25 protein-coding genes are annotated in these 24,760 nt (G+C 62.3%); 13 read left to right on the top strand and 12 right to left on the bottom strand.

Going from position 1 to position 24,760, the window contains the following annotated elements:
- The first annotated feature begins 107 nt into the window (after window positions 1-107).
- The 12 genes from NKI10_RS06950 to NKI10_RS06895 all read left to right on the top strand — a co-directional run bounded on the left by NKI10_RS06950 (window position 108) and on the right by NKI10_RS06895 (window position 13,100).
- Entirely contained in the window at window positions 108-557 is a 450-nt protein-coding gene (locus tag NKI10_RS06950) for an EamA family transporter (protein WP_023670373.1), read from the top strand.
- Entirely contained in the window at window positions 554-1,561 is a 1,008-nt protein-coding gene (locus NKI10_RS06945) for an NAD-dependent epimerase/dehydratase family protein (protein WP_352859288.1), read from the top strand. Before NKI10_RS06950 ends, NKI10_RS06945 begins: the two co-directional genes overlap by 4 nt.
- Before the next feature lie 67 nt (window positions 1,562-1,628).
- Window positions 1,629-3,059 carry an aspartate aminotransferase family protein gene (locus tag NKI10_RS06940; protein WP_352859449.1) on the top strand — a complete coding sequence of 477 codons (1,431 nt, stop codon included), beginning with the start codon at window positions 1,629-1,631 and terminating at the stop codon, window positions 3,057-3,059.
- Window positions 3,060-3,092: 33 nt separating this feature from the next.
- The gene (locus NKI10_RS06935) at window positions 3,093-4,328 is read left to right on the top strand and encodes a hypothetical protein (protein ID WP_352859286.1); all 1,236 of its coding nucleotides are present in this window, start codon (window positions 3,093-3,095) and stop codon (window positions 4,326-4,328) included.
- Complete coding sequence (locus tag NKI10_RS06930; RefSeq protein ID WP_023670377.1) at window positions 4,325-5,080, top strand: FkbM family methyltransferase; 756 nt, start codon at window positions 4,325-4,327, stop codon at window positions 5,078-5,080. The genes NKI10_RS06935 and NKI10_RS06930 overlap by 4 nt, the downstream gene beginning before the upstream one ends.
- A 155-nt stretch (window positions 5,081-5,235) precedes the next feature.
- On the top strand, window positions 5,236-7,797 hold the full coding sequence (locus NKI10_RS06925; protein WP_352859283.1) for a GcvT family protein: 2,562 nt from the start codon (window positions 5,236-5,238) through the stop codon (window positions 7,795-7,797).
- A 71-nt stretch (window positions 7,798-7,868) separates the two neighbouring features.
- The gene (locus tag NKI10_RS06920) at window positions 7,869-8,684 is read left to right on the top strand and encodes a metalloprotease (RefSeq protein WP_352859281.1); all 816 of its coding nucleotides are present in this window, start codon (window positions 7,869-7,871) and stop codon (window positions 8,682-8,684) included.
- Between the two features lie 94 nt (window positions 8,685-8,778).
- Window positions 8,779-9,624, top strand: coding sequence for a DUF1194 domain-containing protein (locus NKI10_RS06915; RefSeq protein ID WP_352859279.1), 846 nt, complete (start codon window positions 8,779-8,781; stop codon window positions 9,622-9,624).
- A 99-nt stretch (window positions 9,625-9,723) separates the two neighbouring features.
- The gene (locus NKI10_RS06910) at window positions 9,724-10,674 is read left to right on the top strand and encodes an ABC transporter substrate-binding protein (RefSeq protein WP_023670382.1); all 951 of its coding nucleotides are present in this window, start codon (window positions 9,724-9,726) and stop codon (window positions 10,672-10,674) included.
- 105 nt (window positions 10,675-10,779) lie between these two features.
- On the top strand, window positions 10,780-11,553 hold the full coding sequence (locus NKI10_RS06905) for an ABC transporter permease (protein WP_023670383.1): 774 nt from the start codon (window positions 10,780-10,782) through the stop codon (window positions 11,551-11,553).
- Window positions 11,550-12,335, top strand: coding sequence for an ABC transporter ATP-binding protein (locus tag NKI10_RS06900; RefSeq protein ID WP_352859277.1), 786 nt, complete (start codon window positions 11,550-11,552; stop codon window positions 12,333-12,335). The genes NKI10_RS06905 and NKI10_RS06900 overlap by 4 nt, the downstream gene beginning before the upstream one ends.
- A gap of 120 nt (window positions 12,336-12,455) precedes the next feature.
- Entirely contained in the window at window positions 12,456-13,100 is a 645-nt protein-coding gene (locus NKI10_RS06895) for a hypothetical protein (protein ID WP_352859275.1), read from the top strand.
- A 65-nt stretch (window positions 13,101-13,165) separates the two neighbouring features.
- Here NKI10_RS06895 and NKI10_RS06890 read toward each other — a convergent pair whose 3' ends face one another.
- From NKI10_RS06890 to NKI10_RS06880, 3 genes are all read right to left on the bottom strand, one after another.
- Window positions 13,166-14,104, bottom strand: coding sequence for a GlxA family transcriptional regulator (locus tag NKI10_RS06890; RefSeq protein WP_348524244.1), 939 nt, complete (start codon window positions 14,102-14,104; stop codon window positions 13,166-13,168).
- A gap of 350 nt (window positions 14,105-14,454) precedes the next feature.
- Window positions 14,455-14,589 carry a hypothetical protein gene (locus NKI10_RS06885; RefSeq protein ID WP_023691011.1) on the bottom strand — a complete coding sequence of 45 codons (135 nt, stop codon included), beginning with the start codon at window positions 14,587-14,589 and terminating at the stop codon, window positions 14,455-14,457.
- A 364-nt stretch (window positions 14,590-14,953) separates the two neighbouring features.
- On the bottom strand, window positions 14,954-15,139 hold the full coding sequence (locus tag NKI10_RS06880) for a hypothetical protein (protein WP_023670388.1): 186 nt from the start codon (window positions 15,137-15,139) through the stop codon (window positions 14,954-14,956).
- 202 nt (window positions 15,140-15,341) lie between these two features.
- Here NKI10_RS06880 and NKI10_RS06875 point away from each other — a divergent pair, with 202 nt between their 5' ends.
- Window positions 15,342-16,241, top strand: coding sequence for a LysR substrate-binding domain-containing protein (locus NKI10_RS06875; protein WP_023670389.1), 900 nt, complete (start codon window positions 15,342-15,344; stop codon window positions 16,239-16,241).
- Window positions 16,242-16,366: 125 nt separating this feature from the next.
- Here NKI10_RS06875 and NKI10_RS06870 read toward each other — a convergent pair whose 3' ends face one another.
- The 9 genes from NKI10_RS06870 to NKI10_RS06830 form a co-directional block, all read right to left on the bottom strand.
- Complete coding sequence (locus tag NKI10_RS06870) at window positions 16,367-17,332, bottom strand: alpha/beta hydrolase (protein ID WP_352535300.1); 966 nt, start codon at window positions 17,330-17,332, stop codon at window positions 16,367-16,369.
- 250 nt (window positions 17,333-17,582) lie between these two features.
- Window positions 17,583-17,750: a hypothetical protein gene (locus tag NKI10_RS06865; protein WP_196813564.1), complete on the bottom strand. Its 168-nt coding sequence runs from the start codon at window positions 17,748-17,750 to the stop codon at window positions 17,583-17,585.
- A gap of 186 nt (window positions 17,751-17,936) precedes the next feature.
- The gene (locus NKI10_RS06860; RefSeq protein ID WP_032897203.1) at window positions 17,937-20,066 is read right to left on the bottom strand and encodes an ASKHA domain-containing protein; all 2,130 of its coding nucleotides are present in this window, start codon (window positions 20,064-20,066) and stop codon (window positions 17,937-17,939) included.
- Window positions 20,017-20,991: a methyltetrahydrofolate cobalamin methyltransferase gene (locus NKI10_RS06855; RefSeq protein ID WP_023670394.1), complete on the bottom strand. Its 975-nt coding sequence runs from the start codon at window positions 20,989-20,991 to the stop codon at window positions 20,017-20,019. Before NKI10_RS06855 ends, NKI10_RS06860 begins: the two co-directional genes overlap by 50 nt.
- A gap of 80 nt (window positions 20,992-21,071) precedes the next feature.
- Window positions 21,072-22,163 (bottom strand): methylenetetrahydrofolate reductase, encoded by a 1,092-nt coding sequence (locus tag NKI10_RS06850; RefSeq protein ID WP_023744709.1) that lies wholly within the window; start codon window positions 22,161-22,163, stop codon window positions 21,072-21,074.
- On the bottom strand, window positions 22,160-22,783 hold the full coding sequence (locus tag NKI10_RS06845) for a methylenetetrahydrofolate reductase C-terminal domain-containing protein (protein ID WP_023696447.1): 624 nt from the start codon (window positions 22,781-22,783) through the stop codon (window positions 22,160-22,162). The genes NKI10_RS06850 and NKI10_RS06845 overlap by 4 nt, the downstream gene beginning before the upstream one ends.
- Complete coding sequence (locus tag NKI10_RS06840) at window positions 22,776-23,078, bottom strand: virulence factor (RefSeq protein WP_023670397.1); 303 nt, start codon at window positions 23,076-23,078, stop codon at window positions 22,776-22,778. Before NKI10_RS06840 ends, NKI10_RS06845 begins: the two co-directional genes overlap by 8 nt.
- Before the next feature lie 188 nt (window positions 23,079-23,266).
- On the bottom strand, window positions 23,267-24,049 hold the full coding sequence (locus NKI10_RS06835) for a formyl transferase (RefSeq protein WP_352859271.1): 783 nt from the start codon (window positions 24,047-24,049) through the stop codon (window positions 23,267-23,269).
- A gap of 110 nt (window positions 24,050-24,159) precedes the next feature.
- Window positions 24,160-24,735 carry a DUF4893 domain-containing protein gene (locus NKI10_RS06830; protein ID WP_023670399.1) on the bottom strand — a complete coding sequence of 192 codons (576 nt, stop codon included), beginning with the start codon at window positions 24,733-24,735 and terminating at the stop codon, window positions 24,160-24,162.
- Window positions 24,736-24,760: the final 25 nt, after the last annotated feature.

The following is a 24,760-nucleotide window of genomic DNA, read 5'->3' as shown; positions in this document are numbered from 1 at the left end:
CATGGTTAATAGATCGTAAGTTCCGTGGTTTACTCAAAGCATTGCCGTGACTTCATGAAATGTTTGCAGGTTCGTAATAGGACCGTTGCGAGTGGCGGGTGCAAAATATGAAATACATCGTCTTCATTCTGTTCACGGTCATGACCAATGCCGCCGCGCAGCTGATGCTGAAGCAAGGCATGATGTCGCTCGGGCCGATTTCGTTCGAAGGCACCAATCCGCTGTTGAGGCTGTTGCAGGTCGTTTTCAGCCCATGGGTGTTTCTCGGCCTGTGCACCTTCGTCATCTCGATGGCTTCGCATCTCTATGTGCTGTCCAAGGTCGAGCTCAGCTTTGCGTATCCGTTCCTCAGCCTTGCCTATGTCGCGGTTGCGATCTTCGCCTATTTCATCTTCCGCGAGGACCTCAATGCCTGGCGCATTGCCGGCATCGCCTTCATCTGCGTCGGCACCGTGCTGATCGCGCAAAGCGGTCGAGACTTGGGCGGGCGCGGGCATGACGACCAAACCGCTTCCATCATCCCCGACAAGATCCAGACAAACGAGATCGTTCGATGAGACATGTTATTTTCGGCGGCGACGGCTTCGTCGGCCGTCATCTTGCCCCGAAGCTTGTGGCCGATGGTGAAGAGGTTGTCGTTGCCGATATCGTCAAGAGCGACCTGACGCACTATCGCAACGTTCGCTTCGTCACCTGCGATGTCACGGATACGGCCTCGGTGGCCAACATCGGATTGAAGGCCGACGACATGATCTACAACCTGTCGGCCAAAATGCTGTCGCCGATCCAGGTGCGGGCCAAGCGTCACGACTTCTTCTTTCCGGTGAATTTCCATGGCACCGAACACATCATGCAGGCGATGGACAAGGCCGGCGCGTCCAAGCTCGTCCACTACACCACCGACATGATCTACGGCCATACGGTCACCCAGCCGATGACCGAGGAACATCCGGTCGCGCCGCTCGGCGAATATGGATGGTCGAAGCAGAAGACCGAGGAACTCGCCGCGCAATGGCGCAAGCGCGGCATGTCGATCTCGCTGTTTCGCCCGCGTCTGATCATCGGTCCCGGCCGGCTCGGGATCCTGGAAAAGCTGTTCAAACTGATCGACTGGAATTTTCCTGTGCCGATGATCGGCTCGGGCAAGAACCCCTATCAGTTCATCTCGGTGTTCGATTGCGCGGAAGCTGCCCGCTCGGCCTGGAAGGCAGGCGTGCCCAACCAGGCTTATAATCTGGGCTCCCTCAATCCGCCGCCGGTGAAGAAATTGCTGGGCGACCTGATCAAGCATGCCGGCTCGAAATCGCTGCTGATCCCGACGCCGGGCTGGGCGGTCAAGCTCACCCTCGACCTGCTCGATCTCATGAACATGCCGATCATGGATCCCGAACAATATCTGATCGCCGATGAGGAGTGCGTGCTCGACGTATCCAAGGCCGAGCGCCAGCTCGGCTGGGTGCCGCAATATCGCGACGAGGACATGCTGATCGCCGCCTACAGCGAATACCGCGCCAAGAAAGACGGGCTTGCCGTCACCGCCAATCATGTCCCCGCCGAATAAGTGGGACGACCAGGAGAACTCCGAAATGACCGTCATGGCCAAGCCTGAGCAGACGAACGCGCGCACCATGGTCGGCGCGCCGGCGTTGTCGCCTACCGCCATCGCCAAGCCCGACCTGATCAGCGTCGAGCAGGCGAAGGCGATGGATGTCGCGCGCATGACCGACCTGTTCAAGGCGCATCTCAATCCGGGCCAGCTGCATTTCATGAAGCTGCTCGGCTTCCACAAGATCAAGATCGAGCGTGCCGAAGGCATGTTCTACATCGACCAGAACGGCCGCAAGATTCTCGACTTCTTCGGCGGCTTCGGTTCGCTGGCCTTCGGCCACAACCATCCGCGCATCCTGGAGGCCAGGCGCAAATTCCAGGAGGAGAAGCGCCAGGAAATCGCCATCGCCTTCATGTCGCAATATGCATCGGCGCTGGCGCACAACATCGCCAAATGCTCGCCCGGCGATCTCGACATGGTATTTCTGGGCTCGTCGGGTTCGGAAGCGATGGAAGCGGCGGTGAAGCTCGCCGAGCGCGCCGCCGGGCCGAAGCGGCCGAAGGTCGTCTATGCCGAGAATTCCTTCCACGGCAAGACCAAGGGCGTGCTCGGCATCACCGACGGCCAGCTCTACCGCGCGGACTTCAAGATGGCTGAGAACACCGTGCGCATTCCGTTCGCCGATATCGAAGCGGTCGAGCGGCTGTTCCGCTCCGACCCGGAGGTCGGCGTCATCGTACTCGAGACCATCCAGGGCGGCGGCGGCATCATCCAGGCAGAGGCGCAATACTGGCAGAAATTGCGCGCGCTCTGCGACCACTATGGGGTGCTGTGGGTGGCTGATGAAGTGCAGTGCGGCTATGGCCGGTCCGGCCGCTTCTACGCCTTCGAACATTATGGCGTCGTGCCCGATGTGACGGCGCTGGCCAAGTCGCTGGGCGCAGGCAAGGCGGCGGTCGGCGCGATGGTCGCCCGGCGCGAGGTCTATATGAAGGCCTATGGCACGCCGAAGACGGCGATGATCCATGCCATGGCCACCTTTGGCGGCATGGGCGAGGCCTGCGTCACCGCGATCGAGGGCATCAACGTGCTCTATGATGAGGGGCTGATCGACAACGCCGCCACTACCGGCGACTATCTGCTGCAGCGCCTGCAGGCGCTGAAGCAGAAGTACCCGAAGATCATCAAGGATGTGCGCGGCAAAGGCTTTATGGTCGGGCTCGAGTTCCACGACTTCTCGCAGACCTTGCCGATGGTGCTACGTCCGATCGTCAGCGTCCTCGACGACAAGCTGAAGGGCTCGCTGTCGGGCTTCGTCGGCGCGCTGTTGCTGCGCGACTATGACGTGCTCGTCGCCTTCACCGAATACAACCGCAACGTCATCCGTCTCGAGCCGCCGCTGATCTGCCAGCGCGAGCATGTCGACCATTTCGTCGATGCCTTCGATAGCCTGCTGTCGCGCGGCATCGTGGGGATCGTGAAGGATTTCGTCAAAAGCCAAGTCCGTTAAAGAAGTCCGTTGAGCGAAGTCCCGAGTCCGACAATGCTGAGCAAGTCTCCCGCCCCGCAAAACACACTCGACCGGCTGACCGCGGCCGCTCTGGCGTGGGGCGAGGGGACTTATGCGCGATTGGCCGCGCCAATCGGCGCGATCGCGTTTTCGCTCTATATCCTGCTGACGGCGTTTACCGCCTGGACGATGCCCGATGCCAATTGGGACATGCTGCCTTATCTCGCAATCGCCGAGGAGGGCGCTTACCCAGATGCGCAGGCGCTGCATGACTATGCCTACAGGACGGTCCAGGCCGGCGTTTCGGCCGCCGACTACAAGGCGCTGACAGACGATGGCAGCGGCTTCCGCAGCCATATGGCGCAAAATGCCGCCGACTTCCACTCGCTGCTTGGCATGTACCGGATCAAGTTCCTCTATGCCGAGATGCTGTCGACGATGAGTTCGGTGATGTCGCCGGTCGAGGCGATGCGGGTGCTGCAGGTGGTCTCGGTGCTGCTGTTCGGGATGATCACGCTGCTCTGGTTGCGAACCGAAGGCGCGTTGGCGCTGGCGCCGGTGGCCGGCGCGGTGCTGATCATGGCCGATTTCGGCGACGCGGCACGCGCCTCGACCCCGGATCTGTTGTGCTCGGCGCTGTTCCTCGGCGGGCTGCTTGCCTATGTGCGCGGCCGCGAGGCAGCGACCGCTGTCCTGCTTTTCCTGGCCTTCATGGCGCGGCCGGACAATATTGTTTTTCTGGCCATCTTCGCCGTGCTGCTGCTGGTCTTCCGGCAGCGGGCGTGGGGCGCGCTGGCCGGCTTTGCCGCGTCCTTCGTCGCTTATTTCGCGATTTCGCATTGGGCGCAGCATCCCGGCTGGTGGCCGCATCTGTGGTTCTCCAGCATCGAGCAGCACTACAATATGGATGGCTTCGAGCCACCGTTCTCGGTTGGCGCCTATGTCAAGGCGTTCGCCGCATCCTTCATTCGCGCCACCAGCCTCAACAGTTGGGTCGGGGTCTCGGTTCTGGCGCTGGCCGGGTGGCTTGCGCTCAGCCGCGCCGGCTTCCGGCTCGATCGCCGCGCCGGCATCCTGCTTGCAGCACTGGTGCTTGGCGTGCTGGCGAAATTCACCGTCTTTCCGATCCACGACACCCGCATCTACTTCCCGAACCTTCTGCCGCCCTACCTTTTGCTCGTCGGCCCGATCATGGCGCTGTGGGCGTCGGCAAGCCTGAATGGAAGGCGGCCCATCGCCTTGCAGGCCATACCTGGAGATAAGCCATGAGTTCCATTTCCGGCCTGGCGCGCATCGCCCTTTCGCTCGGCCTGCCCGCCGGCCTGCTCGATCGGGGGCCGGCGTTGCGTGGCACGAAATTCCTGGCCAAGGCGGCGCTGAAGGCGCGGTTTGGCGGTGGGCAAGCCTTCCAGATGGTCAATGTCGGCGCTTGCGACGGCGCGCTGTTCGACGACGTCACGCCGTGGCTGCACCGCATTCCGCGGGCGCGGGCCGTGCTGGTCGAGCCGATCCCGTACAATCAGAAGCGGTTGCGGGCCAACTATCCCGACACGGAACGCTTCGTCATCGAACCGGTCGCGGTGACGAAGACCAAGGGCACGATCACCGTCCACACTTTCGATGCCGCGGCACTCGAGGCCGGCACGCTGCCGATCGAGTTCATCGGCTGCTCGTCGGTCACCGACACCAATCTGATGTCGGGCAAGAATGCCTGGGGCGAGGACGACGCCAATTTCAACAAGTTCGCGCCGCACGTGAGGGATATCGAGGTGCCGTCGGAAACGCTGCAGACGCTGCTCGACCGCAACGGCATCACGCATATCGACGCCTTCCTGGTCGATTGCGAGGGCGCCGACTGGATCGTCTTCGAACAGCTCGATCTCAAGCGCTATCGTCCGGGCATGATCAAGGTCGAGGTCGGCGCGCTGCCGGCCGCCGAAATCGGCCAGGTCGTGGTCAAGCTGAAGACATCAGGCTATCAGGTCGGCTTCCAGGCCGAGGACATCTGGGCCTTCGCCTGAGATAGATCGCCACTGGCGGCACGCCGGCGCACCGGGTCGCGTCGCATCCGCGACGTGTCGCAAACAGGCGGTAGCTGCATCCACGTCCTCTGCATATTGTGCGCCATTCGAACGGGCGCGGACGCGCCCGCTTTATCCCCTTGGAGTCGCGGGCAATGGCAGAGTTTCCGAAACAGGCGAAGGTCGTGATCGTCGGCCTGGGTGGCATTGTCGGCGCGTCGATCGCGCATCATATGATCGAGCGCGGCTGGACCGACATTGTCGGCATCGACAAGTCGGGCATCCCGACCGATATCGGCTCGACCGCGCATGCCTCGGACTTCTGCTACACCACGAGCCATGATTTCCTGTCGTGCTGGACGACGCTCTACTCCATCGATTTCTACGAAAAGATGGGCCATTACGCCCGCATCGGCGGTCTCGAAGTGGCGCGCGTCGGCGACGACAGCCGCATGGACGAGATCAAGCGCAAGATCGCCTCGGCCAAATCCTTCGGCACCCGCGCCCGGCTGATCGAACCGGCCGAGATCAAGGAAAAATTCCCGCTGATCGAAGAGTCCATGGTGCAGGGCGGCCTGTGGGATCCGGACGCCGGCCTGGTCATCCCGCGCTCGCAGACCGTCGCCGGCAAGCTGGTCGACCAGGCGGAAGCTACGGGGAAACTCAAATCCTTCGCGAACACGCCCGCCAAATCTCTCATCGTCGAGGAAGGCCGCATCAAGGGCGTCGTCACCGACCGCGGCACGATCATGGCCGATTATGTCATCGTCTGCGCCGGCATCTGGGGCCGGCTGATCGCCGAGATGGTCGGCGAAGACCTGCCGGTCATGCCGATCGACCATCCGCTGACCTTCTTCGGGCCTTACAATCAATTCGCCGGCACCGGCAAGGAGATCGGCTGGCCGCTGTTGCGCGACCAAGGCAATTCGGCCTATATGCGCGACACCGGCGATCCCAAGACCGCCGAAGGCGGCCAGATCGAATGGGGTTACTACGAAGAGACCAATCCGCGTCTTTGCCATCCGCGCGATTTGCTGGAAAAGGATCAGGCGCGGCTGTCGCCGTCGCAGCGCGATCTCGACATGGAGCAGATCCTGGCGCCGCTGGAGCGCGCCATGGAACTGACGCCGATCCTGGGCGAACTCGGCTACAACGAAAGCCATTCCTTCAACGGCCTGTTGCAGGTGACCGCCGATGGCGGCCCGTCCATGGGCGAGAGCCAGAAGGTGAGGGGCCTCTGGTACGCCGTCGCCATCTGGGTCAAGGACGGCCCCGGCATGGGCAAGCTGATCGCCGACTGGATGACGGACGGCCGCACGGAAATCGACCATCACGCCATCGACTATGCGCGCTTCTATCCGCACCAGACGAAAGAGCAGTTCATCTGGGATCGCTGCACCGAGACGGCGATGAAGGTCTACAATCCGGCGGTGCATCCGCGCGAGCCGTTCTCCAAAGGCCGCAACATCCGCCGCTCGCCGTTCTGGGAGCGCGAGAAGGAGCTTGGCGGTTACTTCATGGAGCTGGGCGGCTGGGAGCGCGCGCATGGCTATGCCGCCAACGAGCATCTGCTGGAGAAGTATGGCAACCGGGTTCCCATACGTGAGAACGAGTGGGACAATCGCCATTTCTGGCGGGTGTCCAATGCCGAGCACCTGGCGATGAGCGAGGATTGCGGCATCGTCAACCTCTCGCATTTCTCGATGTACGACATCGAAGGGCCGGATCATGTCGCGCTGCTGGAGTGGCTGTGCGCGGCCAAGATCGGCGGCGACAACAACATCGGCAAGGGTATCTACACCCACTTCCTCGACGAGGAAGGCATGGTGCGCGCCGACTTCACCGTCATCCGCATGGCCGACCGCTGCCGGCTGATCGACGGCGCCGACGCCGGTCCGCGCGATTTCCGCTACATGCAGCGCACCGCGCAGGATAAAGGCTTTGACGTCACCATCACCGACGTGACGGAAAAATATGTCACCATCGGCATCTGGGGACCGAACGCCCGCACGACACTGCGGAAAGTGGTCGAAAATCCGGATGGTCTCTCGCTCGAGAACTTCCCGTTCGCGGCGATCAAGCCGGTCAGGATCGGCGGCAAGGATGTCACGGCATTCCGCATCTCTTATGTCGGCGAGCAGGGCTGGGAATTGCACATGCGCTACGAGGACGGCTTGGCCGTCTGGGACGCGCTGCGCTCGACCGGCGTGATGCCGTTCGGCGTCGAGACCTATGCCAACACCCGGCGCATGGAAAAGAGCCTGCGCCTGCAGAACGCCGACCTTCTGACCGAGTATAATCTGCTCGAGGCCGACCTTGCCCGACCGAAGGTCAAGGAGAACGACTTCTGCGGCAAGGCCAAACATGTCGAATACCGCGCCCGCGAACACCAGCCGGCGATCCTGTGCACGCTGGTGATGACGGAAAACGTCGATTCGAAGGGTGTTGCCCGCTATCCCGTCGGCACCATGCCGGTGATGGATCCGAAGACCGGCGAAACCCTTGTCGACGAACTCGGCCGCCGCTCCTTCACCACGTCGATGGCCTATGGCCCGACCATCGGCAAGAACATCGGCCTCGCCTATCTGCCCTGGGCCCATGCCCAGGAAGGCCGCAAGTTCGCCATCGAATATTTCGGCGAGACCTACCCGGTAGAAGTGGCGGCGGTTGGTTACAAGCCGCTCTACGATCCAGAGAATTTGAAGCCGAGGAGTTGAGCGCCGTCGATTTCTCGGCAGCACCGCTCATATTGGTGTGACGCAAAACGAACAGACGAAAGCCCGGCTTCTTGCCGGGCTTTTCTCTTTGTAAGCTGGCAATTCTCGCCTACCGTCGCTTCGGGCGGAGTGAAGCACTTGCGGCGATTTGGCTGGGACAGGAAGAACGATGCGCTGGTGTTCAGCGTGAATGGGAACATCCCCGTTCTCGTCAGCTGGACCTTTGCCATCCCGGTTGTCCTGCCCTTTCTGCACGAGTGGTCGTATCGGTGATCCTGCACGAACTGGCGCACACATGGGTTGCCCACCGGCAAGGGATCGGCACCAACAGGATTGAGCTTTATCTGTTTGGCGGGGTTGCCTACTTCAAGCGCGGCGCCACGTCGTCCTATGGTTGGGCGTGGATTGCGTTTGCCGGACCCCTGACCAACATCCTGTTGGCGGCGTTTTTCGCTGCTTCCTATTATCTGATCGCCAAACCTTTGGCGCCTGTCGAATCGGACAGCTTGTTCAGTGCGCCGCCTCCAATGCCGATGACTTATCTTGCGTGGACGCTATGGATCGGCGCCATGTTGAAACTCGCCGTCCTCAACATTCTACCGGCATACCCTCTGGATGGTGGGGTGATCGCGCGGCGCTTCGGCGAGGGGCGGGCGGCGCGTATCGTCGGGTTCTGCGGTGTCGTGCTGTCGGTATTGCGTTTCGCCGTGATCCTGCCAGCCGCTATAGCAGGCATCCTGTTGTGGCTGCCGCCATCATTCAAGCCGAACTGGAGGGCGCTTCGTGGCACCGGCAGAAAGAAGTCCCGTCCAAACCCGGAAGCGGCGAAGGCCGGAGCCGACGACGTGGAATGGCGCGGCGAAGGTGGGCGACCCATCAACAAATGAGGCCGAACCGCGCCGCCGTTTCGGGGTTAGATGTAGAAGCCCTCAGTCCCGGCTTTTTGCTTTGTCAGCAGCCGGTTTTCGCTTACCTTCGGGTATGTCTGCTTTTTCTTGCGCACGACATTTCCTTTCAGGCAGCGCCGCGCTGGCGCTGGGGCTCTGGCTGGTGCCGCCGGTTCAAGCCGCCGAGCCGGTCGACGTCGAGCTGGTGCTGGCCGTCGACGTGTCGCTGTCGATGTCGCCGGGCGAACTTGAAATCCAGCGTCACGGCTATGCTGCTGCGCTGACGCACGACAATGTTCTGCAGGCCATCGCCGATGGCGCCTACGGCAAGGTCGCCGTCACCTATGTCGAATGGGCGGGAGCGACCACGCAGCAGGTCGTCGTGCCGTGGACGGTGATCGCCAGCCGGGCCGATGCCGAGCGGGTGGCCGCGCAGCTTTCCGCCCATCCGCCGGCCAGCGCCCGGCGCACCTCGATTTCCGGCGCGCTGGAATTCGGCAGCGATCTGTTCGCCGAAAGCGGTTTTCAGGGGACAAAGCGCGTCATCGATATTTCCGGCGACGGGCCCAACAACCAGGGCGCGCCCGTCGACATCACCCGCGACGCGGTGGTCAAGCAAGGCATCATCATCAACGGCCTGCCGCTGATGACGCGCGGCGGGTTCGGCGGCGCCTATGACGTCAACAATCTCGACCGCTACTACAGCGACTGCGTCATCGGCGGTCCCGGATCCTTCATGATCCCGGTCAATGACTGGACGCAGTTTCCGGAAGCCATCCGCCGCAAGCTGGTGCTGGAGCTGGCCGGCGCCGCTTCGCCGCAACGGGCGCGCGAGGAGGCCGGGCGTCCGCCGGTGGTGCTGGCGCAGGACCGGCCGACCGACTGCCAGGTCGGCGAAAAGATGTGGCGCGACCGCAGCTGGATGTTCGATGCGCGTTAGCGTTCGCATCATCACGCTGCCGTGAAGGGCCGGTTTCATTGACAAGCCCATGGGCGTCTGTGACACAATTCGGCATCCGAAAAAACAAGGGGAACCGACATGAACAAGACCATCGTCGCTGCCGCGGTATTGGCGCTTGCGGCTGCAATATCCGTGCCGGCCGAGGCTGCCACATCGGTCACCATCGGCATCAGCGGATGGACCGGCTTTGCGCCGCTGACGCTCGCCAAGCAGGCCGGCATCTTCGAGAAGCATGGCCTCGACGTGACCCTGAAGAAGGTGCCGCAGGCCAGCCGGCCGCTCGCCATCGCCAGCGGCGATCTGCAATGCGCCGCCACCACGGTCGAGACCTGGCTGGTGTGGAACGCCTCAGGGGTGACCACCAAGCAGATCTTCCAGCTCGACAAATCCTATGGCGCCGACGGCATTGTCGTGCGCAACGACATCAAGACCGTCGCCGACCTCAAGGGCAAGAATGTCGCGTCCTCGGCGCCGGGCACGTCGCCCTATTTCATGCTGGCCTGGGTGCTGAACAAGAACGGCCTGTCGACCAAGGATGTGACCGTCGTCAACCTGGAACCGGATGCGGCGGCGCAAGCCTTCCTCGCCGGCCAGAACGATGCGGCGGTCACCTATGAGCCGTTCATCTCGGCGGTGCGCGACAAGTCCGATCAGGGCCACATATTGGCGACCACGCTCGACTACCCGATGGTGCTCGACACGGTCGGCTGCACGCCTGAATTCCTCACCGCCAATCCCGACGCCGCCAAGGCGCTGGCCGACAGCTATTTCGAAGCGCTCGACCTGATCAAGAGCGATCCGCAGAGATCCTACGAGATCATGGGCGCCGACGTGAAGCAGTCTGCGAAAGAATTCGAGGATTCGGCGAAATACCTGAAATGGGCCGACAAGGCGGAGAACAAGCAGTTCTTCACCAAGGAATTCCAGGACTTTTCCAAGACCGCCGGCGAGCTTCTGCTGCAGATGGGGTTGATCAAGGAAGCGCCAGATGTTGCAGCGCTTGCCGATACCAGCGCGGTGGCGAACTGATAGTCCGGCCTTTGACCATCATGCGGCGGTGCCAGCGCGCCGCCGCTTTCTACCGGGCAACGCGACTGAGCATGGGGACGATCTGACGATGCGGACGATCTGAAGATGCGCCCCTTGCATCCGGTGTCGCCGGGCATTCGAACCGTGCTTGGCATTTCCTTCTTCGTGCTGTTCGTCGCCTTCTGGGCGTGGATCACGCTTGGCGGCCACGTCAACCGCATCTTCCTCGCCGATCCGCTGTCAATGCTGCGGGATGGCTGGCGGCTGCTGGTCGAGGATCGCTTCTGGCTCGACATATTGATCACCATCTGGCGGGTCTTCGGCGGGTTCCTGCTGGCGTCGATCGTCGCCGTGCCGATCGGCATCGCCATGGGCGCCTGGAAGCCAATAGAGGCGTTTCTGGAACCGTTCGTCTCCTTCGCCCGCTACCTCCCGGCTTCGGCCTTCATTCCGCTGCTCATCCTGTGGGCCGGCATTGGCGAGCTGGAAAAGCTGCTGGTCATCTTCGTCGGCTCGGTGTTCCAGATCATCCTGATCGTCGCGGTCAAGGTCGGCTCGACGCGGCGCGACCTGGTCGAGGCGGCCTATACGCTGGGCTCGACCAACAATGGCATCGTCAAACGGGTCATCATGCCGGCCAATGCGCCCGAGATTGCCGAGACGCTGCGGCTGGTGCTCGGCTGGGCCTGGACCTATGTCATCGTCGCCGAGCTGATCGGTTCGTCCTCAGGCATCGGCTACATGATCATCAACAGCCAGTCGCGGCTGGCGACAGGGCAGATCATCTTCGGCATCATCGTCATCGGGCTGATCGGACTGTTGTCCGACTTCGCCTTCAAGGCGTTCAATCGCTGGCTCTTTCCCTGGAGCCTGGCATGAGCAAGTTGCTTATCGAAGGCGTCTCGCGAACCTTCGCCGGCGTGCGCGGCGGGCAGCCGGTCAAGGCGCTGATGCCGGTCGACCTTGCGGTCGCGGCCAACGACTTCATCACCATTCTGGGGCCGTCCGGCTGCGGGAAGTCGACGCTGCTCAGGATCGTTGCCGGACTGGAAGCGCCGAGCGAAGGCCGTGTGCTGCTTGACGGCAACGCGGTGACGCAGCCGGGACCGGATCGCGGCATGGTGTTCCAGTCCTACACGCTGTTTCCGTGGCTGACGGTGGCGCAGAATATCGCCTTCGGCCTGCGCGAACGCAGCATGGCCGAAAAGGAGCGAGACGGGATCGTCGCTTCCTATGTCGACCTCGTCGGGCTCAAGGGCTTCGAGAACCATTGGCCAAAGCAGCTGTCCGGCGGCATGCAGCAGCGCACGGCGATCGCCCGGGCGCTGGCCAACGACCCCGAAATCCTGTTGCTGGACGAGCCGTTCGGTGCGCTCGACAACCAGACGCGCGGACTGATGCAGGAACTGCTGCTCGGCATCTGGGAGCGGCGCAAGAAGACAGTGCTGTTCGTCACCCACGACATCGAGGAGGCGATCTTCATGGCTTCGCGGGTGATCGTGATGAGCGCGCGGCCAGGCCGCATCAAGTCGGATGTCGCCATCGACCTGCCGCATCCACGCCACTACACGCTGAAGACCAGCCCGGAATTCTCAGGCCTGAAGGCGCGGCTGACCGAGGATATCCGCGTCGAGGCGATGCGGACGGCAGCTGTCCACTAATCGGTGCTGCCACTCGCATGTCTTCTGGGGACAACGGCCATAAGATGTTGCTACTTTGTTCTCTTTCGGGTACAGACCTAAAGAAGGACAGGCACAACATTTAGTTACAGTGGACGGAACATGCCCAAAATCGAGTACCGGGGATACACCAACCATCTTAACCGCCACCCTGCTGAAAATATCTGCCATGCCTTCGATTTTGCCAAACACCTCACCCGACCGCTGAACAACTACGTCGTCATAAACTTCGATCGGGAGAGCGAGCATTACGGCGGCACGCTCTTTAGAAAAGTCCGACACAAATTTCGGGATTGGTTCAATCGTCGAAGCAAGCAGGTGTACGGCGAGGCGCTATTGCCCATGTACGTCTATTCGCTGGAAAATCCACACGGTCAGGTCCACGCTAACTGGGTGGTGAACATCCCACCTGCCCTGCAGGCCGAGTTTGAAAAGAAATCCCGGAGATGGGTGGAGAAGGCACAAGGGCACGTTCGACGTTACGACGTGCGCTCGGTGACAGTGGATCCATACACCGACAAGAGCCTCGCCAAGTACATCATCAAGGGCATCGACGGCCGATATGTCGGCTACATGCATATGGCTGACTATGCCGAGGATCAGGGCCGCATTTGGGGCCGGAGAGCCGGCGCCAGCCCTACACTCAGCCGGGCTGCGAGAAAAGAAGCAGGCTTTGTGCCTAAACGAGACCGACATAAGTGGAGGGATAGGCCAGCAAACGATGACAACATCGTCGCGATCGCCTGACCGTCGGCCGGATGTCGAACGAACACAGCGGTTCCAGCGCCAGCATGTCTGAGATAAGGCAGTGACTAAGCCGCCAAAAGCTGCTTGCGGTCGACACGCTCCTGCTGAGGCGAGCGGGCGTAGAGTTCGCGGTAGCATTTGGAGAAATGCGAGGCCGAGACGAAGCCGCAGGCGACCGCCACCTCGACAACCGGCATCGACGACTGAATCAGCAGGTGCCGGGCGCGGTCGAGGCGGATTTCGAGGTAGTAGCGGGCAGGGGAGCGGCCCATCTCGGTGCGGAACAGGCGCTCGATCTGGCGGCGCGACAGGTCGACATGGTCGGCGATCTCGATCAGCGACAGCGGTTCGGAGAGATTGCCTTCCATCAGTTCGATGATGGTCAGCACCTTGGAATTCTGGACGCCCAGGCGCGCGCGCAGCGGCAGGCGCTGGCGGTCGGTGGGGCTGCGCACGCGGTCGGTCAACACCTGCTCGCACACGCGGTTGACCAGATTGTCGTCGAAATCGTCGCCGATCAGCTTGAGCATCATGTCGAGGGCGGCGGTGCCGCCGGCGCAGGTGTAGATGTTCTGGTCGATCTCGAAGAGGTCGGCAAAGACATTGGCCTTGGGAAAGGCCTCGGAAAAGCCCGGCAGGTTTTCCCAATGGATGGCGCAGCGCTTGTTGGAGAGCAGGCCGGCGGCGGCAAGGATATGCGCGCCGGTGCACAGGCCGCCGACCGCGACGCCTCTGTTGTATTCCTCGCGCAGCCAAGCGAAGGCCGACCTATTCTGGTAGCGCTCGACATTCATGCCGCTGCAGACGATGGCCATGTTCGGCCGATCCGGTCCGGCCATCTTCTTGCGCTCTTCCTCGAGCGAGGTGTTGACGGCGCATTCGACGCCGTTGGAGGCGCGCACCGGCTTGCCGTCGATGCTGGCCAAGCGCCAGCGATAGGCCTCATAGCCAAGCATGCGGTTGGCCGAGCGCAGCGGGTCGAGCGCCGTCGCAAAGGCGATCATGGTGAAGTCAGGGACAAGGAAGAATACAAACGATCGCTTGATCGGATGCTTTACGGCGTTCAAGGGAACCTCACGCAGCCATGGCGCGAACAGGATGTCGCGAACAGCACAGCGACATCAGGAAAAACCATTCCTGTCAATTGGCTAGGGGGCTAAGCGGAAACTATATTTGCGACATGGGTCGCAAATGAGCAATCGTCCGGGATGATGGGCACGGGATGCCGCGGGATTGAGCATCGCTCTTCGGCAAGATCGGCTTCACAACGAGAAACGCCGCTTCGGTCAAACCGAAGCGGCGCTGTTATCGACTATCGGCAGCGGCAGGGAAGCGCTGCGCGGTAGCCGTTATCTCAGGCAACGAAACCGAGGCGCACCGCATTCATGGCGCCGGTCTGGCCGGGCATGGTGTTGGCAAGGCGCTGGCGCTCGAGAGCGGTCGTCAAGTTGATTTCGCGGCGGGCAAAGAGGCGGGCAAAAAGCTTCATCATCATCTCCTATCGGTTGCTCAGACGGGTCGCCTTCGCTTGATGGAGTGGGGCAGCTCGTTTGCTGGCGTCGATATAGGCCTGCGTGAGCAGAAACTAAATCGCAAATGCGAAGCGCTTGAACGGAAATGCGACATCGTTTGCGACATTATTGGGCATGGTGACCAAAATTTACGATTACTTACAGCGTGTTACCGGCGACATTGAGGCGCCATGCAAGTGACGCATATACGCCATGCAGCGGCGACACGGCTCTGAAAATCATTTGAATGCAAATAAGTTGGAGAAAGCCTGCGGGGCAAAATAGAGAAGGCCTGCCGGGCTGGTCTGCGCGGCAGGCCTTCAGCGCATGGCACACAATGGTTTACTTTGCTCCAGCCCAGGATCCGACGCCGCGGCGTGCACCGGTCTTGGTGTCGGCAGCTTCAGGCCAGCCGATATCCTTCTGCAGTTCGATCGGCAGCGAGCGGATCGCACGTTCGGTCTGGAAGCGAGCGCGGGCCGCGCTGAATTCGATCGCAAGCCGACCGATGGATGACAGGATAGACATCTCATTCTCCTTTGGTTGTGCCACGTCCCGCATGAACGCGTTCCGTCGCCTGGATATTCCGCGTCGAGTGCAATTCCGTGTCAGGAGCGTTGGAGCCATGGCACGTCCTGCCTTCGATGGAGTTGACTATCCTCCCAATCTGATGTTCAATCAAACGAAATGGAATGATGCTTCACATCAGAAAAATTGAAGGTCGATCCCGATGAACGCCCCACTCAATCATCCGCTGCCGCTGCTCGATCTCGACGTTTTGCGCACCTTCGTGGCCATTGCAGAGACCGGCAGTTTCACCACGGCGGCCAATGCGGTGTTCCGCACGCCGTCGGCGGTCTCCATGCAGATCAAGAAGCTCGAGGACATTCTCGGGCGCTCTGTTTTCGCGCGGGATGCGCGCTCGGTGACGCTGACCACGGATGGCGAGATGCTGCTCGGTTATGCCCGCCGGCTGTTGTCGATCAACCGCGAGGTGGTGTCGAAGTTCATCATCCCCGAGATCGTCGGCGTGGTGCGGCTCGGCTCGCCGGACGACTATGGCGAGCGCGTGTTGCCGCATGTGCTGAAGCGTTTCGCGCAGTCGCATCCGTCGATTGCCGTCGACGTCACCATCGACCAGAGCAGCAATCTGCGCCGCCGCATGGACGACCGGGCGCTCGACATCACGCTGCTGACCAATTCCTACAAGACCAGCGCACTCGGCGCCGAGGTGCTGCTCACCGAGCCGATCGTCTGGGCCGGCGCCAAGGGCGGCAGCGCGCATCTGCGCGAGCCTTTGCCGGTGTCGCTGTGGGAAGAGGGCTGCGCCTGGCGGGCCGGCGCGCTCGATGCGCTGAGCCGTGAAGGCCGCAATTACCGCATCGCCTATATGAGCGCCCACACGGCAGGCCAGCGCGCCGCCATCATGTCGGATCTCGCGGTTGCACCGTTGCCGAAGTCGTTCCTGGGCAACGACATGGTCGAGCTTTGCCCGAAGGACGGCATGCCCGATATCGGCACCTACAATCTGGCGATGGTGGTGTCGCCGGACGCCAGCGCGCCGGTCAAGGCCGTCGCCGACCATATCCGTGCGACGTTCGAGCTTTTCCGCGAAACCGGCAAGTTCTAGAGCGGTTCACCGTTTCACGGAAACGGCGAGCCGCTCTAACTCCTTGTTTTGACGCAATTCCCAAGGGAAAGCGCTACACGCATTTCCCGGGAAAACCGTTTTACACTTTTCCTGGAATTGCTCTGCTATTCCGCTGCTTGGGCGGGGCGCGCCGCGAGAGCGGGTCGCGCCGTGCGCCGCGCAGTTGCGCGCCGCTTGGTGGGCTCACCTTCAAGGAAGGTGACGATGCTGTCCCTGGCGCGACGCGCCTCCGGCATCTCGATCAGCGGCCAGACGTGGAACATGCCTTCCTCGTAGACGACCTCGACGTCGACGCCGGCAGCGCGCGCCTTTTTGGCGAAGATCAGATTGTCGGGGCTGAGCAGGTCGTGCGAGCCGGTCAGAAGCAGGGTCTTCGGCAGCACCGAGAGGTCGCCATAGAGCGGGCTGATGTGCCAGTCGCTGCGATCGATGCCGGCACTGTACATGCGGATCGCTTCCAGCCCGCCGGAAATGCCGAGCCACGGATCGTTGCGTTCCGCCTCGAACACTTCGGGGTTGGACAGCGACATGTCGAGGCCGGGTGAAATCAGCACGTGGCGCGACGGCAAGGGCAGGCCTTCCTCAGCCGCCATCATGGTCAGCACGACGGCCATGTTGCCGCCCGCGGAATCACCCATGAAGACGATGTCTTCAGCGTCGGTCTCATCCAGCATCTGCCGGTAGACGTCGCCGACCATGCCGAACATGGCGTGGAAATCATGCTCCGGCGCGATGGGATAGATCGGCACGGTGATTCCGAAACCCAAGCGCTCGGCCATCTCGGCGATCAACCCCCAATGATAGGATGTGATCTGGAAGACATAGGCGCCGCCATGCATGTAGAGGATGCGCCTGCGTTCGCCGGCCTTCGGCGCGATTTCATAGACAGGGAAGCCATCGACGCTGCGCTCGGTGATATCGAGCCGCTCCCGCAGCAATGCCGGGGGATGATGATCCTCGGTCTTGCGCGCATAGGCAATCCAGCGCTGCAGGTTTTCCGGGCTGGCAAATGCCTTCTTGCGGCTGTGCCGGAGGATGAAGGAAACGAGGTGGCTTTTGAAACTGGGCATTCGAATACACAAGCTCGGCAGCAGCCGACTAAGAGAATTCCTCACTATCTCGAAGATCGTACCTCCAGCCGAAATGTCAAGATTCTGGCCCAAGCCAACACGGTTGTTTGATCAGCCACGTCCGCGGCTTTGCGCAGCGCGGCTCAGCGCCGGGGCAGCAGCGCGGCGCGCAGCTTGATGTCGGTCGCAGCCGGGACCACACGGCGGCCCCGGCGCTTGGTTAGCAATTTGCACTTGTCGGCGAAGGTCATCAGCGGCCCGAGCCCAGGATCAGACGCGACAGGTTGGTCTGGGCGTCGATGCGCGGCGACACGGGCCAGCCGATGTCCTTCTGGATTTCGGGTGGCAGGTTGTTCATGGCGCGCACGGCCTGTGCATTCTTCATGGCCGCACGAAAACGGCCGAGGGTCTCGAACATCTCTATTCTCCTTTGGAGCGTTGTGGCGGCGGAATACTCCGGTCCGCCATTCGATGTCCGTTAAATGCTTCACGTCTGTATCGGACGGATTGCGCCAAAACAGCGTTTCCGTTTCCAGATCGGTGCGATCTGGAAACATTTGCATACAAATGAAATTGGGCGAATTGGCGGCCTTCGTAAGGCGGCTTATTCCCGGCTGCGCCTGGCGGCATGGCCTTCGCGCGAACGCCGTCGCGGGGCGGCGTCGCCGGCGACGCCATCCTCGCTGACGGTCTTGCGTGGCGGCAATTTCACCGCCGCCGACAGTTTCGGGAACGGATCGACCTTGTTGGGAAGCGCCATCGCGTAGACGAAATGCTCCTGGAATTTCGGCTCCAGTGCCGTCTCGATCTTCTCGATGTGGCTGACTGTGTCCTCGATCTCGCGGCGATAGCCACGATTGAGCAGGGCCATGCGCGCACCGGCGCCGGCGGCGTTGCCGACGGCCGAGACCTTGTCGAGGTCGCAATCCGGGATCAGGCCGAGCACCATGGCGTATTTCGGATCGATGAACGAGCCGAAGGCGCCGGCGAAATGGATGCGGTCGACGTGTTCGGTGTTCTGCTTTTCCATCAGAAGCTTGGTGCCGGCATAGAGCGCCGCCTTGGCAAGCTGGATGGCGCGCACGTCGGTCTGCGTGATGGTGATCTTGGGTTCGCCTTCCTTCAAGACATAAGAGAAGGTGCGGCCGTTGACCGTGACGCGCGGCGAGCGCTCGGCCAGCGACCCGTCGATCACTCCATCCTCGGAGATGATGCCGGCGAGGTACATTTCGGCCACGATCTCGATGATGCCGGAGCCGCAGATGCCGGTGACGCCGGTCGCCTGCACGCTATCGACGAAGCCGGGATCGTCGGACCAGAGTTCAGAGCCGATGACGCGGTATTTCGGCTCCAGCGTATCGGGGTCGATGCGCACGCGCTCGATTGCGCCGGGGGCGGCGCGTTGGCCGCCGGAGATTTCGGCGCCCTCGAAGGCGGGACCGGTGGGCGAGGAGGCTGCGACCACCCGCTTGCGGTTGCCAAGCACGATCTCGGCATTGGTGCCGACGTCGACGATCAGCATCATCTCGTCCTGGCGATGCGGGCCTTCCGACAGCGTCACGGCTGCGGCGTCGGCGCCTACATGGCCGGCAATGCAGGGCAGCATATAGAGGCGGGCGCCCTGGTTGAGCTTCAGGCCGATATCGGAGGCCTTGATGCGCACCGCGCCCGAGACGGCGAGCGCGAAGGGCGCGCCGCCGAGTTCGGTCGGATCGATGCCGAGGAACAGATGGTGCATGATCGGATTGCCGACAAAGACGGAATCCAGGATGTCGTTGCGCTGGACATTGCCTTCCGCGCAGACCTTGTCGACAAGGCCCGAGATCGCCTCGCGCACGGCGACCGTCATGCCTTCGCGGCCGTCCGGGTTCATCATCACATAGGAGACGCGGCTCATCAGATCCTCGCCGAAGCGGATCTGCGGGTTGGAGGTGCCCGACGAGGCGGCGACGCGGCCCGACAGTAGGGACACCAGATGCATGGCGATGGTGGTCGAGCCGATATCGCAGGCCAGGCCATAGGCCTCGTTCTTGAGGCCGGGCCACAGTGCGATCACGCGGGCGATGTCGCTTTCGGCATCCTTGTGGATGGCGGCGGTCGCGGTCCAGTTACCTTTGCGCAGTATGCCTTGCACCTGCGGCATCAGGTAGAAATCGAATTCGAGGTTTTTAAAGCCCCAATCCTTCATCAAGGCGATCTTGAGGCGGTCGAGATCGCCCAGCGGCTTGTGCATGTCGGGCTCTTCGATCTCGACATAGCACATGCGGATTGCCGCATCGCGGGCGATGACGCGCGTGTCGGCATCCTTGCGGATGGTCTGGGCGTTGATGACCGTGTCCTGCGGCACGTCGATGACGAGGTCGCCGAGAATCTGCGCCGAGCAGGACAGGCGGCGCCGCTCGGGCAGGCCGCGGACGCGCTCATAGCGCTCTTCCTTGGCGCCCTTGGGCGAGATGTGGTCGTTGGACGAGACGATCTTGTGCTTGGCGAAATTGCCTTCCTGCACTTCGATCTGGCAGCGACCGCAGGTGGCGCGGCCACCGCAGACGCTCTCGACATAGACGCCGAGCTGACGTGCGGCATCGAGCACCGGTGTGCCGACGGGAAACCGCCCGCGCTTGCCTGACGGCATGAACAGCACGAGCGGATCAGTAATGTTTGCAGGCGAGTTCACGATTGCGCGCTTATCCCCTGGCCATGCGGGCTTCACGGCCGCCGCGCCGGCGACCGCCATTGCCGCCGCCTTCGCCCGGAGCGTTAACGGCGGTGGGCGCTGCGACCGCCTGGCCGCCTTCGGCCGGTTTGTAATCCTTGTAGGTGCGGATCCAGTTGGTGCAGTTCTCGTCGGTGCCGTTGAGCACGTTGGCGCCGCGCACGGCTTCCATTTCCTGCGGCCGCACCGGGTTCATGATAGCGCTCGTCATGCCGGCGCCGATCACCATCGGGATGAAGGCGGCGTTGATGCCGTGGCGATGCGGCAGGCCGAACGAAATGTTGGACAGGCCGCAGGTGGTGTTGACCTTGAGCTCTTCGCGCAGACGGCGCAGCAACGCGAAGACCTGGCGGCCGGCATCGCCGAGCGCGCCGATCGGCATCACCAGCGGGTCAACGACGACGTCATGCGCCGGAATGCCGAAATCGGCGCAGCGCTGCACGATCTTCTTGGCGACGGCGAAGCGCACATCCGGATCCATCGAAATGCCGGTCTCGTCGTTGGAGATCGCGACGACCGGAACATTGTACTTCTTGACCAGCGGCAGGATGGCTTCGAGCTTTTCCTCTTCGCCGGTCACGGAGTTGACCAGCGGCCGGCCCTTGGCGACCTTGAGCGCTGCCTCGATGGCGGCGGTGACCGACGAGTCGATCGACAGCGGCAGGTCGACCAGGCCCTGGACGATCTCCAGCGTCTGCACCAGCAGGCCGGGTTCGGTTTCGTTCGGATTAACGGAGGTGACGCCGGCATTGACGTCGAGCATGGTGGCGCCGCAGGCGGCCTGTTCCAGCGCATCCTTGATGACTGTCTCGAAATTGCCGGCGATCATCTCGGCGGCCAGCTTCTTGCGGCCGGTCGGGTTGATGCGCTCGCCGATGACGCAGAAAGGCTGGTCGAAGCCGATGATGATCTCTCGTGTCGCCGATGCGACGATGGTCCGGGTCATGAAGTCTCTCCGCCTGATATAAAGATTTCTTTATATCGTTGTCTGGTTTCATTCAAGCGAATGGCTGGCCGTCCGCGCTGTCAGTGCGCGGTCTTCACCATATCCACCTGCGTTTCGGTAATGTCGTCGTGCAGTATGCTCTCGAGCCGGTCGGCGACCATCTGATCGTCGTGGCGGATCTCACGTTTCCATGGCTGGCGGCCTTTCAGCACACCCGATTCATCGACGATCTCGGCGACATATTCCTCCTGGCGGTAGGCCATCACATGGATGCCGGAGACACCAGGAATTTCCTTCACCTCGTTGATGATGTCGGTGCAGAGCTGCTTGCCTTCCTTCTTCTGGTCCTGCGCGCCTTCCAGCCGTTTGATGATGGTATCGGGAATATGAATGCCCGGCACGTTGGAGCGGATCCATTTGGCCGTCTTGGCCGAAGCCAGCGGGCCGACGCCGCACAGGATGAAAACTTTTTCCGTATGCCCCAAGTCCCGCGCCCTCTGCATGAAGGTTCTGAACATCGGCACGTCGAAGCAATACTGCGTCTGCACGAACTGCGCGCCGGCGGCGATCTTCTTGCCGAGATGGATCGGGCGGAAATCGAAGGGCGGCGCGAAGGGGTTGACGGCGGCGCCGAGGAAAATTTGCGGCGGCGTCGTCAACTTGCGACCGGACAGGAACTTGCCGTTGTCGCGCATGATGCGGCAGGTTTCCAGCAACGACATGGAATCGAGGTCGAAGACAGGCTTGGCGCCGGGCTGGTCGCCGGCCTGGACGCCGTCGCCGGTGAGGCACAGCATGTTGGCGACGCCCATCGCCGCACCGCCCAGCACGTCGCCCTGGATGGCGATCCGGTTCCTGTCACGGCAGGCAATCTGCATGATCGGGGCATAGCCCATGCGGGTCAAAAGCGCGCAGATGCCGACCGAGGACATGTGGCAGTTGGCGCCGGAGGCATCGACGGCATTGATGGCGTCGACCCAGCCGTCGAAGATTTTCGCGCGGTTATAGACGTCTTCGGGATCGGCGCTGTCGGGCGGGTTGAGCTCGGTGGTGACCGCGAATTCGCCGCGCCGCAGCACACGCTCCAGTCGGCCACGTGAGGAGTGGCCGGGCAGGGGATCGAGCGGCAGATGGATGCCGGCCGGGTTTTCGTCGCGCTGGCGGCCGATCACGCGGCCGCTCCAGTGTTGGCTTTGGCAGCGGCTTCACGGGCCGCTGCCGACTGCGCCGTCACCCGCAGCCAGGCCGAGGTTTCGCGCAGCGACTGGTCTACGGGCTTCTGAACGGTCAGGATCCTGTCGCCATGCTCCATGTTCCGCGAACCTTCCCAGGCCTTGACCCAGACGCAAGGCATGTCGGGCTCGACCTCGCAATTGCCGTTGGCGCGCACGCCGCCACACGGGCCGTTGCGCAGCTGCTTGGGGCAGTTCATCGGGCACGACATGCCGGTCGAGGACAGGATGCACTGACCGCACATGCGGCAGTCGAACATGAAGCCTTTTACGCGTTTTTCAACGAACTTGATCGGCGCTTCGACGCGGCCGTAGCCAAGGCCTTTCCACAGCGGATGGAGCAGCAGGAACATGTCTGCGAATCTGGAGTAGAACCATTCGAGCAATCGCGAATGGCGGATCGACCACAGCCTGATCGCAAACGAGCGCTGCACGCGCCGCTGCGGCGATACGTCGGCCGGCTTGTAGTCGGATTTCGGCGCTGCTTTCTTGACCTGAGTGGCCTGGGTAACCGGCTGGGTAACCCTTGGCCCCTCTTTGGCAGGAGTGGTTTCAGACATTTTCTTTCCCGCCCGCCTTGACCAGAGCGACCAGCCGCTCGCGGTCGTATTTCGCGTCGATGTCGCTGAATGCCTTCTCGACCTCGGCTTCGAGGTCGTCGCCGACGGGGATCGGATCGGCCTTGCGCCATTCGGCGAGGTAATCGTCGGTGCCGCCGGCGCCGGTGCGCATGGCGCACATGTCGATCGCCTCGGTGAAGCGCAGCGGCAGTTCCCGCTTGGCGTTCTGCCGGCCCTTCTTGACGATGACCTGGGCGGGGATGTCGCGCCAATAGACGACAATCAGATCGGCCATGAATTCTCTCACTCCCTGTAGAGCGCCGTGCGTCCATGAGGGAAACGACGTTCCACCACTTTATCCAGCTGGTGTGAGCATTGCCGGATGCGCAGTGGGGCTGCTTGTTATGGGACGACGCGCGCGCATTCAAAAGCGACGCTATTGAGAGTCGCAAAAAGAAAGGCGAGATTCCGAGGGAAGGCTGGCTACCAAACCCGCTTGGACAGGCCGGTCCAGAGATAGAACCAGATCGTCGGATGGCACCATTGTTTCGACGGCAGGCCGGGGTCGATCGTGACAAGCTTGCCGTCCAGCGCATCGCGGACCGCCTCGACGCAGATGTCACGCGAGAACGCCGCCTGGCGCAACGCATAGCTCGAAATAGTGTCGCCGGGCTCCGGCTTGCCGCGCGCCTGTTTCAACACGCCGCCGGTGTCGACGCCGGCGTCGACCAGATGCACGGTGGTGCCGAAATTCTGGAGATCGCCGCAGGCCAGCGCCCAGTAGCCGCCATTCATGCCGCGGTATTTCGGCGCGATGCCGGCGTGGTAGTTGAGCACTGGGCAGGGCATTTGCGCCAGCGTCTGCCGGGACAAGAGCCGGCAGCCGGCGAGCAGCACCACGCCCGGGCGGATGTCGGCGACCGCCTGCAGGCAATCGGGCCCGTCGGCGGAGGAGACGTGGATGATCTTTTGTCCCGGCCTCGGCTCTGTCTGCAGTTTTTGCGCTGCGATCAGCCGCTCCGCGTGCCCGGCGAAGAGGCGTTTGCCGAGCCTGGTCAGCACCATCGTGCCAAGCTGGCCGATGGCCGAAAACCAGCCCTGGCGGCGCGCCCGGCCGAGCAGCAATTGTTTTTTGGATTCAGGGCTTTCGAGGATGACGCTGACAGGGTCGAGCTGGTCGGCGATGGCGTTGACGATGGCCCAGATGTGGGGCCCGCCTTCGGTGACGATGACGATCGCAGCACTTTTTTCAACCGCTGATGCCATGGCGCGCTTTCTTGCCGGCGCGCAACCATTTGCCGTGCGCTGCCCGGCTCAATTCTGTGCCGGGCGAGGTTAAATCTTGATGACCGCCCGGCCAGCGAGAGACCAACGGATCAGCGCTTGAACTCGATGATGTCGAGTTTCGATTCGTAGTAGGGCGCCGGGAATTCGATGCGCCATTCATTGGCGCTGGTGCGGAAGGCATAGCCGACCTGGTCGCTTTCCGGGCCGCTGCCATAGGGTTTTGGCTTGTTGTCATTGACATAGCCGGAGCCGAGATAGATCGCGCGTTTTTCGCTATCGTCGAAGAAACGGCCCTTGGTGCGTTGCGAGCCGCTGACCTTTTCCAGCTGCCAACCGGAGCCATCGTCCGTGACCTTGCACTTGAACCAGCCATAGATGACCAGCGGGCCGGTCAGGCCCACCTTGATGGTTCGGCATTGCCAGTTGCCGCTCAGGTCCTTGTCGGAAAAGGCCACTATCGGCTTTGCCAGCAGCGCGTCGAGTTGGCTGACCTCAGCCGGGTCTCCCGCTTTTGCCTCGGCCAGCGCCGCCTTGCGGGTCTCGCCATATTTGTCGAGGCGAACCTTGTCGGCAGGCGTGATGATCTTCTGCACCTCGCCGTCGGCGCGAGCGGGCAAGACGAGGCAGAGGAGGCCAAGGGCGGCGAGCAGGACGCGAGGGGTCATCGGGACGTTCCGTGTTCGGATGGCT

Source organism: Mesorhizobium sp. M0802 (assembly GCF_040320115.1).
Taxonomy (GTDB): Bacteria; Pseudomonadota; Alphaproteobacteria; order Rhizobiales; family Rhizobiaceae; genus Mesorhizobium.
The sequence above is the reverse complement of the archived record's forward strand: the minus strand, read 5'-3'. Positions and strand labels throughout refer to the sequence as shown.

Bases quoted from the DNA above. Each gene is read 5' to 3' on its own strand.
- NKI10_RS06945 (WP_352859288.1), top strand. From the start codon at position 554: ATGAGACATGTTATTTTCGGCGGCGACGGCTTCGTCGGCCGTCATCTT.
- NKI10_RS06930 (WP_023670377.1), top strand. From the start codon at position 4,325: ATGAGTTCCATTTCCGGCCTGGCGCGCATCGCCCTTTCGCTCGGCCTG.
- NKI10_RS06940 (WP_352859449.1), top strand. From the start codon at position 1,629: ATGGTCGGCGCGCCGGCGTTGTCGCCTACCGCCATCGCCAAGCCCGAC.
- NKI10_RS06880 (WP_023670388.1), bottom strand. From the start codon at position 15,139: ATGTCTATCCTGTCATCCATCGGTCGGCTTGCGATCGAATTCAGCGCG.
- NKI10_RS06855 (WP_023670394.1), bottom strand. From the start codon at position 20,991: ATGACCCGGACCATCGTCGCATCGGCGACACGAGAGATCATCATCGGC.
- NKI10_RS06910 (WP_023670382.1), top strand. From the start codon at position 9,724: ATGAACAAGACCATCGTCGCTGCCGCGGTATTGGCGCTTGCGGCTGCA.
- NKI10_RS06935 (WP_352859286.1), top strand. From the start codon at position 3,093: ATGCTGAGCAAGTCTCCCGCCCCGCAAAACACACTCGACCGGCTGACC.
- NKI10_RS06870 (WP_352535300.1), bottom strand. From the start codon at position 17,332: ATGCCCAGTTTCAAAAGCCACCTCGTTTCCTTCATCCTCCGGCACAGC.
- NKI10_RS06830 (WP_023670399.1), bottom strand. From the start codon at position 24,735: ATGACCCCTCGCGTCCTGCTCGCCGCCCTTGGCCTCCTCTGCCTCGTC.
- NKI10_RS06860 (WP_032897203.1), bottom strand. From the start codon at position 20,066: ATGGCGGTCGCCGGCGCGGCGGCCGTGAAGCCCGCATGGCCAGGGGAT.
- NKI10_RS06915 (WP_352859279.1), top strand. From the start codon at position 8,779: ATGTCTGCTTTTTCTTGCGCACGACATTTCCTTTCAGGCAGCGCCGCG.
- NKI10_RS06905 (WP_023670383.1), top strand. From the start codon at position 10,780: ATGCGCCCCTTGCATCCGGTGTCGCCGGGCATTCGAACCGTGCTTGGC.
- NKI10_RS06865 (WP_196813564.1), bottom strand. From the start codon at position 17,750: ATGTTCGAGACCCTCGGCCGTTTTCGTGCGGCCATGAAGAATGCACAG.
- NKI10_RS06845 (WP_023696447.1), bottom strand. From the start codon at position 22,783: ATGTCTGAAACCACTCCTGCCAAAGAGGGGCCAAGGGTTACCCAGCCG.
- NKI10_RS06835 (WP_352859271.1), bottom strand. From the start codon at position 24,049: ATGGCATCAGCGGTTGAAAAAAGTGCTGCGATCGTCATCGTCACCGAA.
- NKI10_RS06875 (WP_023670389.1), top strand. From the start codon at position 15,342: ATGAACGCCCCACTCAATCATCCGCTGCCGCTGCTCGATCTCGACGTT.
- NKI10_RS06890 (WP_348524244.1), bottom strand. From the start codon at position 14,104: ATGATCGCCTTTGCGACGGCGCTCGACCCGCTGCGCTCGGCCAACCGC.
- NKI10_RS06900 (WP_352859277.1), top strand. From the start codon at position 11,550: ATGAGCAAGTTGCTTATCGAAGGCGTCTCGCGAACCTTCGCCGGCGTG.
- NKI10_RS06840 (WP_023670397.1), bottom strand. From the start codon at position 23,078: ATGGCCGATCTGATTGTCGTCTATTGGCGCGACATCCCCGCCCAGGTC.
- NKI10_RS06885 (WP_023691011.1), bottom strand. From the start codon at position 14,589: ATGAAGCTTTTTGCCCGCCTCTTTGCCCGCCGCGAAATCAACTTGACG.
- NKI10_RS06925 (WP_352859283.1), top strand. From the start codon at position 5,236: ATGGCAGAGTTTCCGAAACAGGCGAAGGTCGTGATCGTCGGCCTGGGT.
- NKI10_RS06895 (WP_352859275.1), top strand. From the start codon at position 12,456: ATGCCCAAAATCGAGTACCGGGGATACACCAACCATCTTAACCGCCAC.
- NKI10_RS06950 (WP_023670373.1), top strand. From the start codon at position 108: ATGAAATACATCGTCTTCATTCTGTTCACGGTCATGACCAATGCCGCC.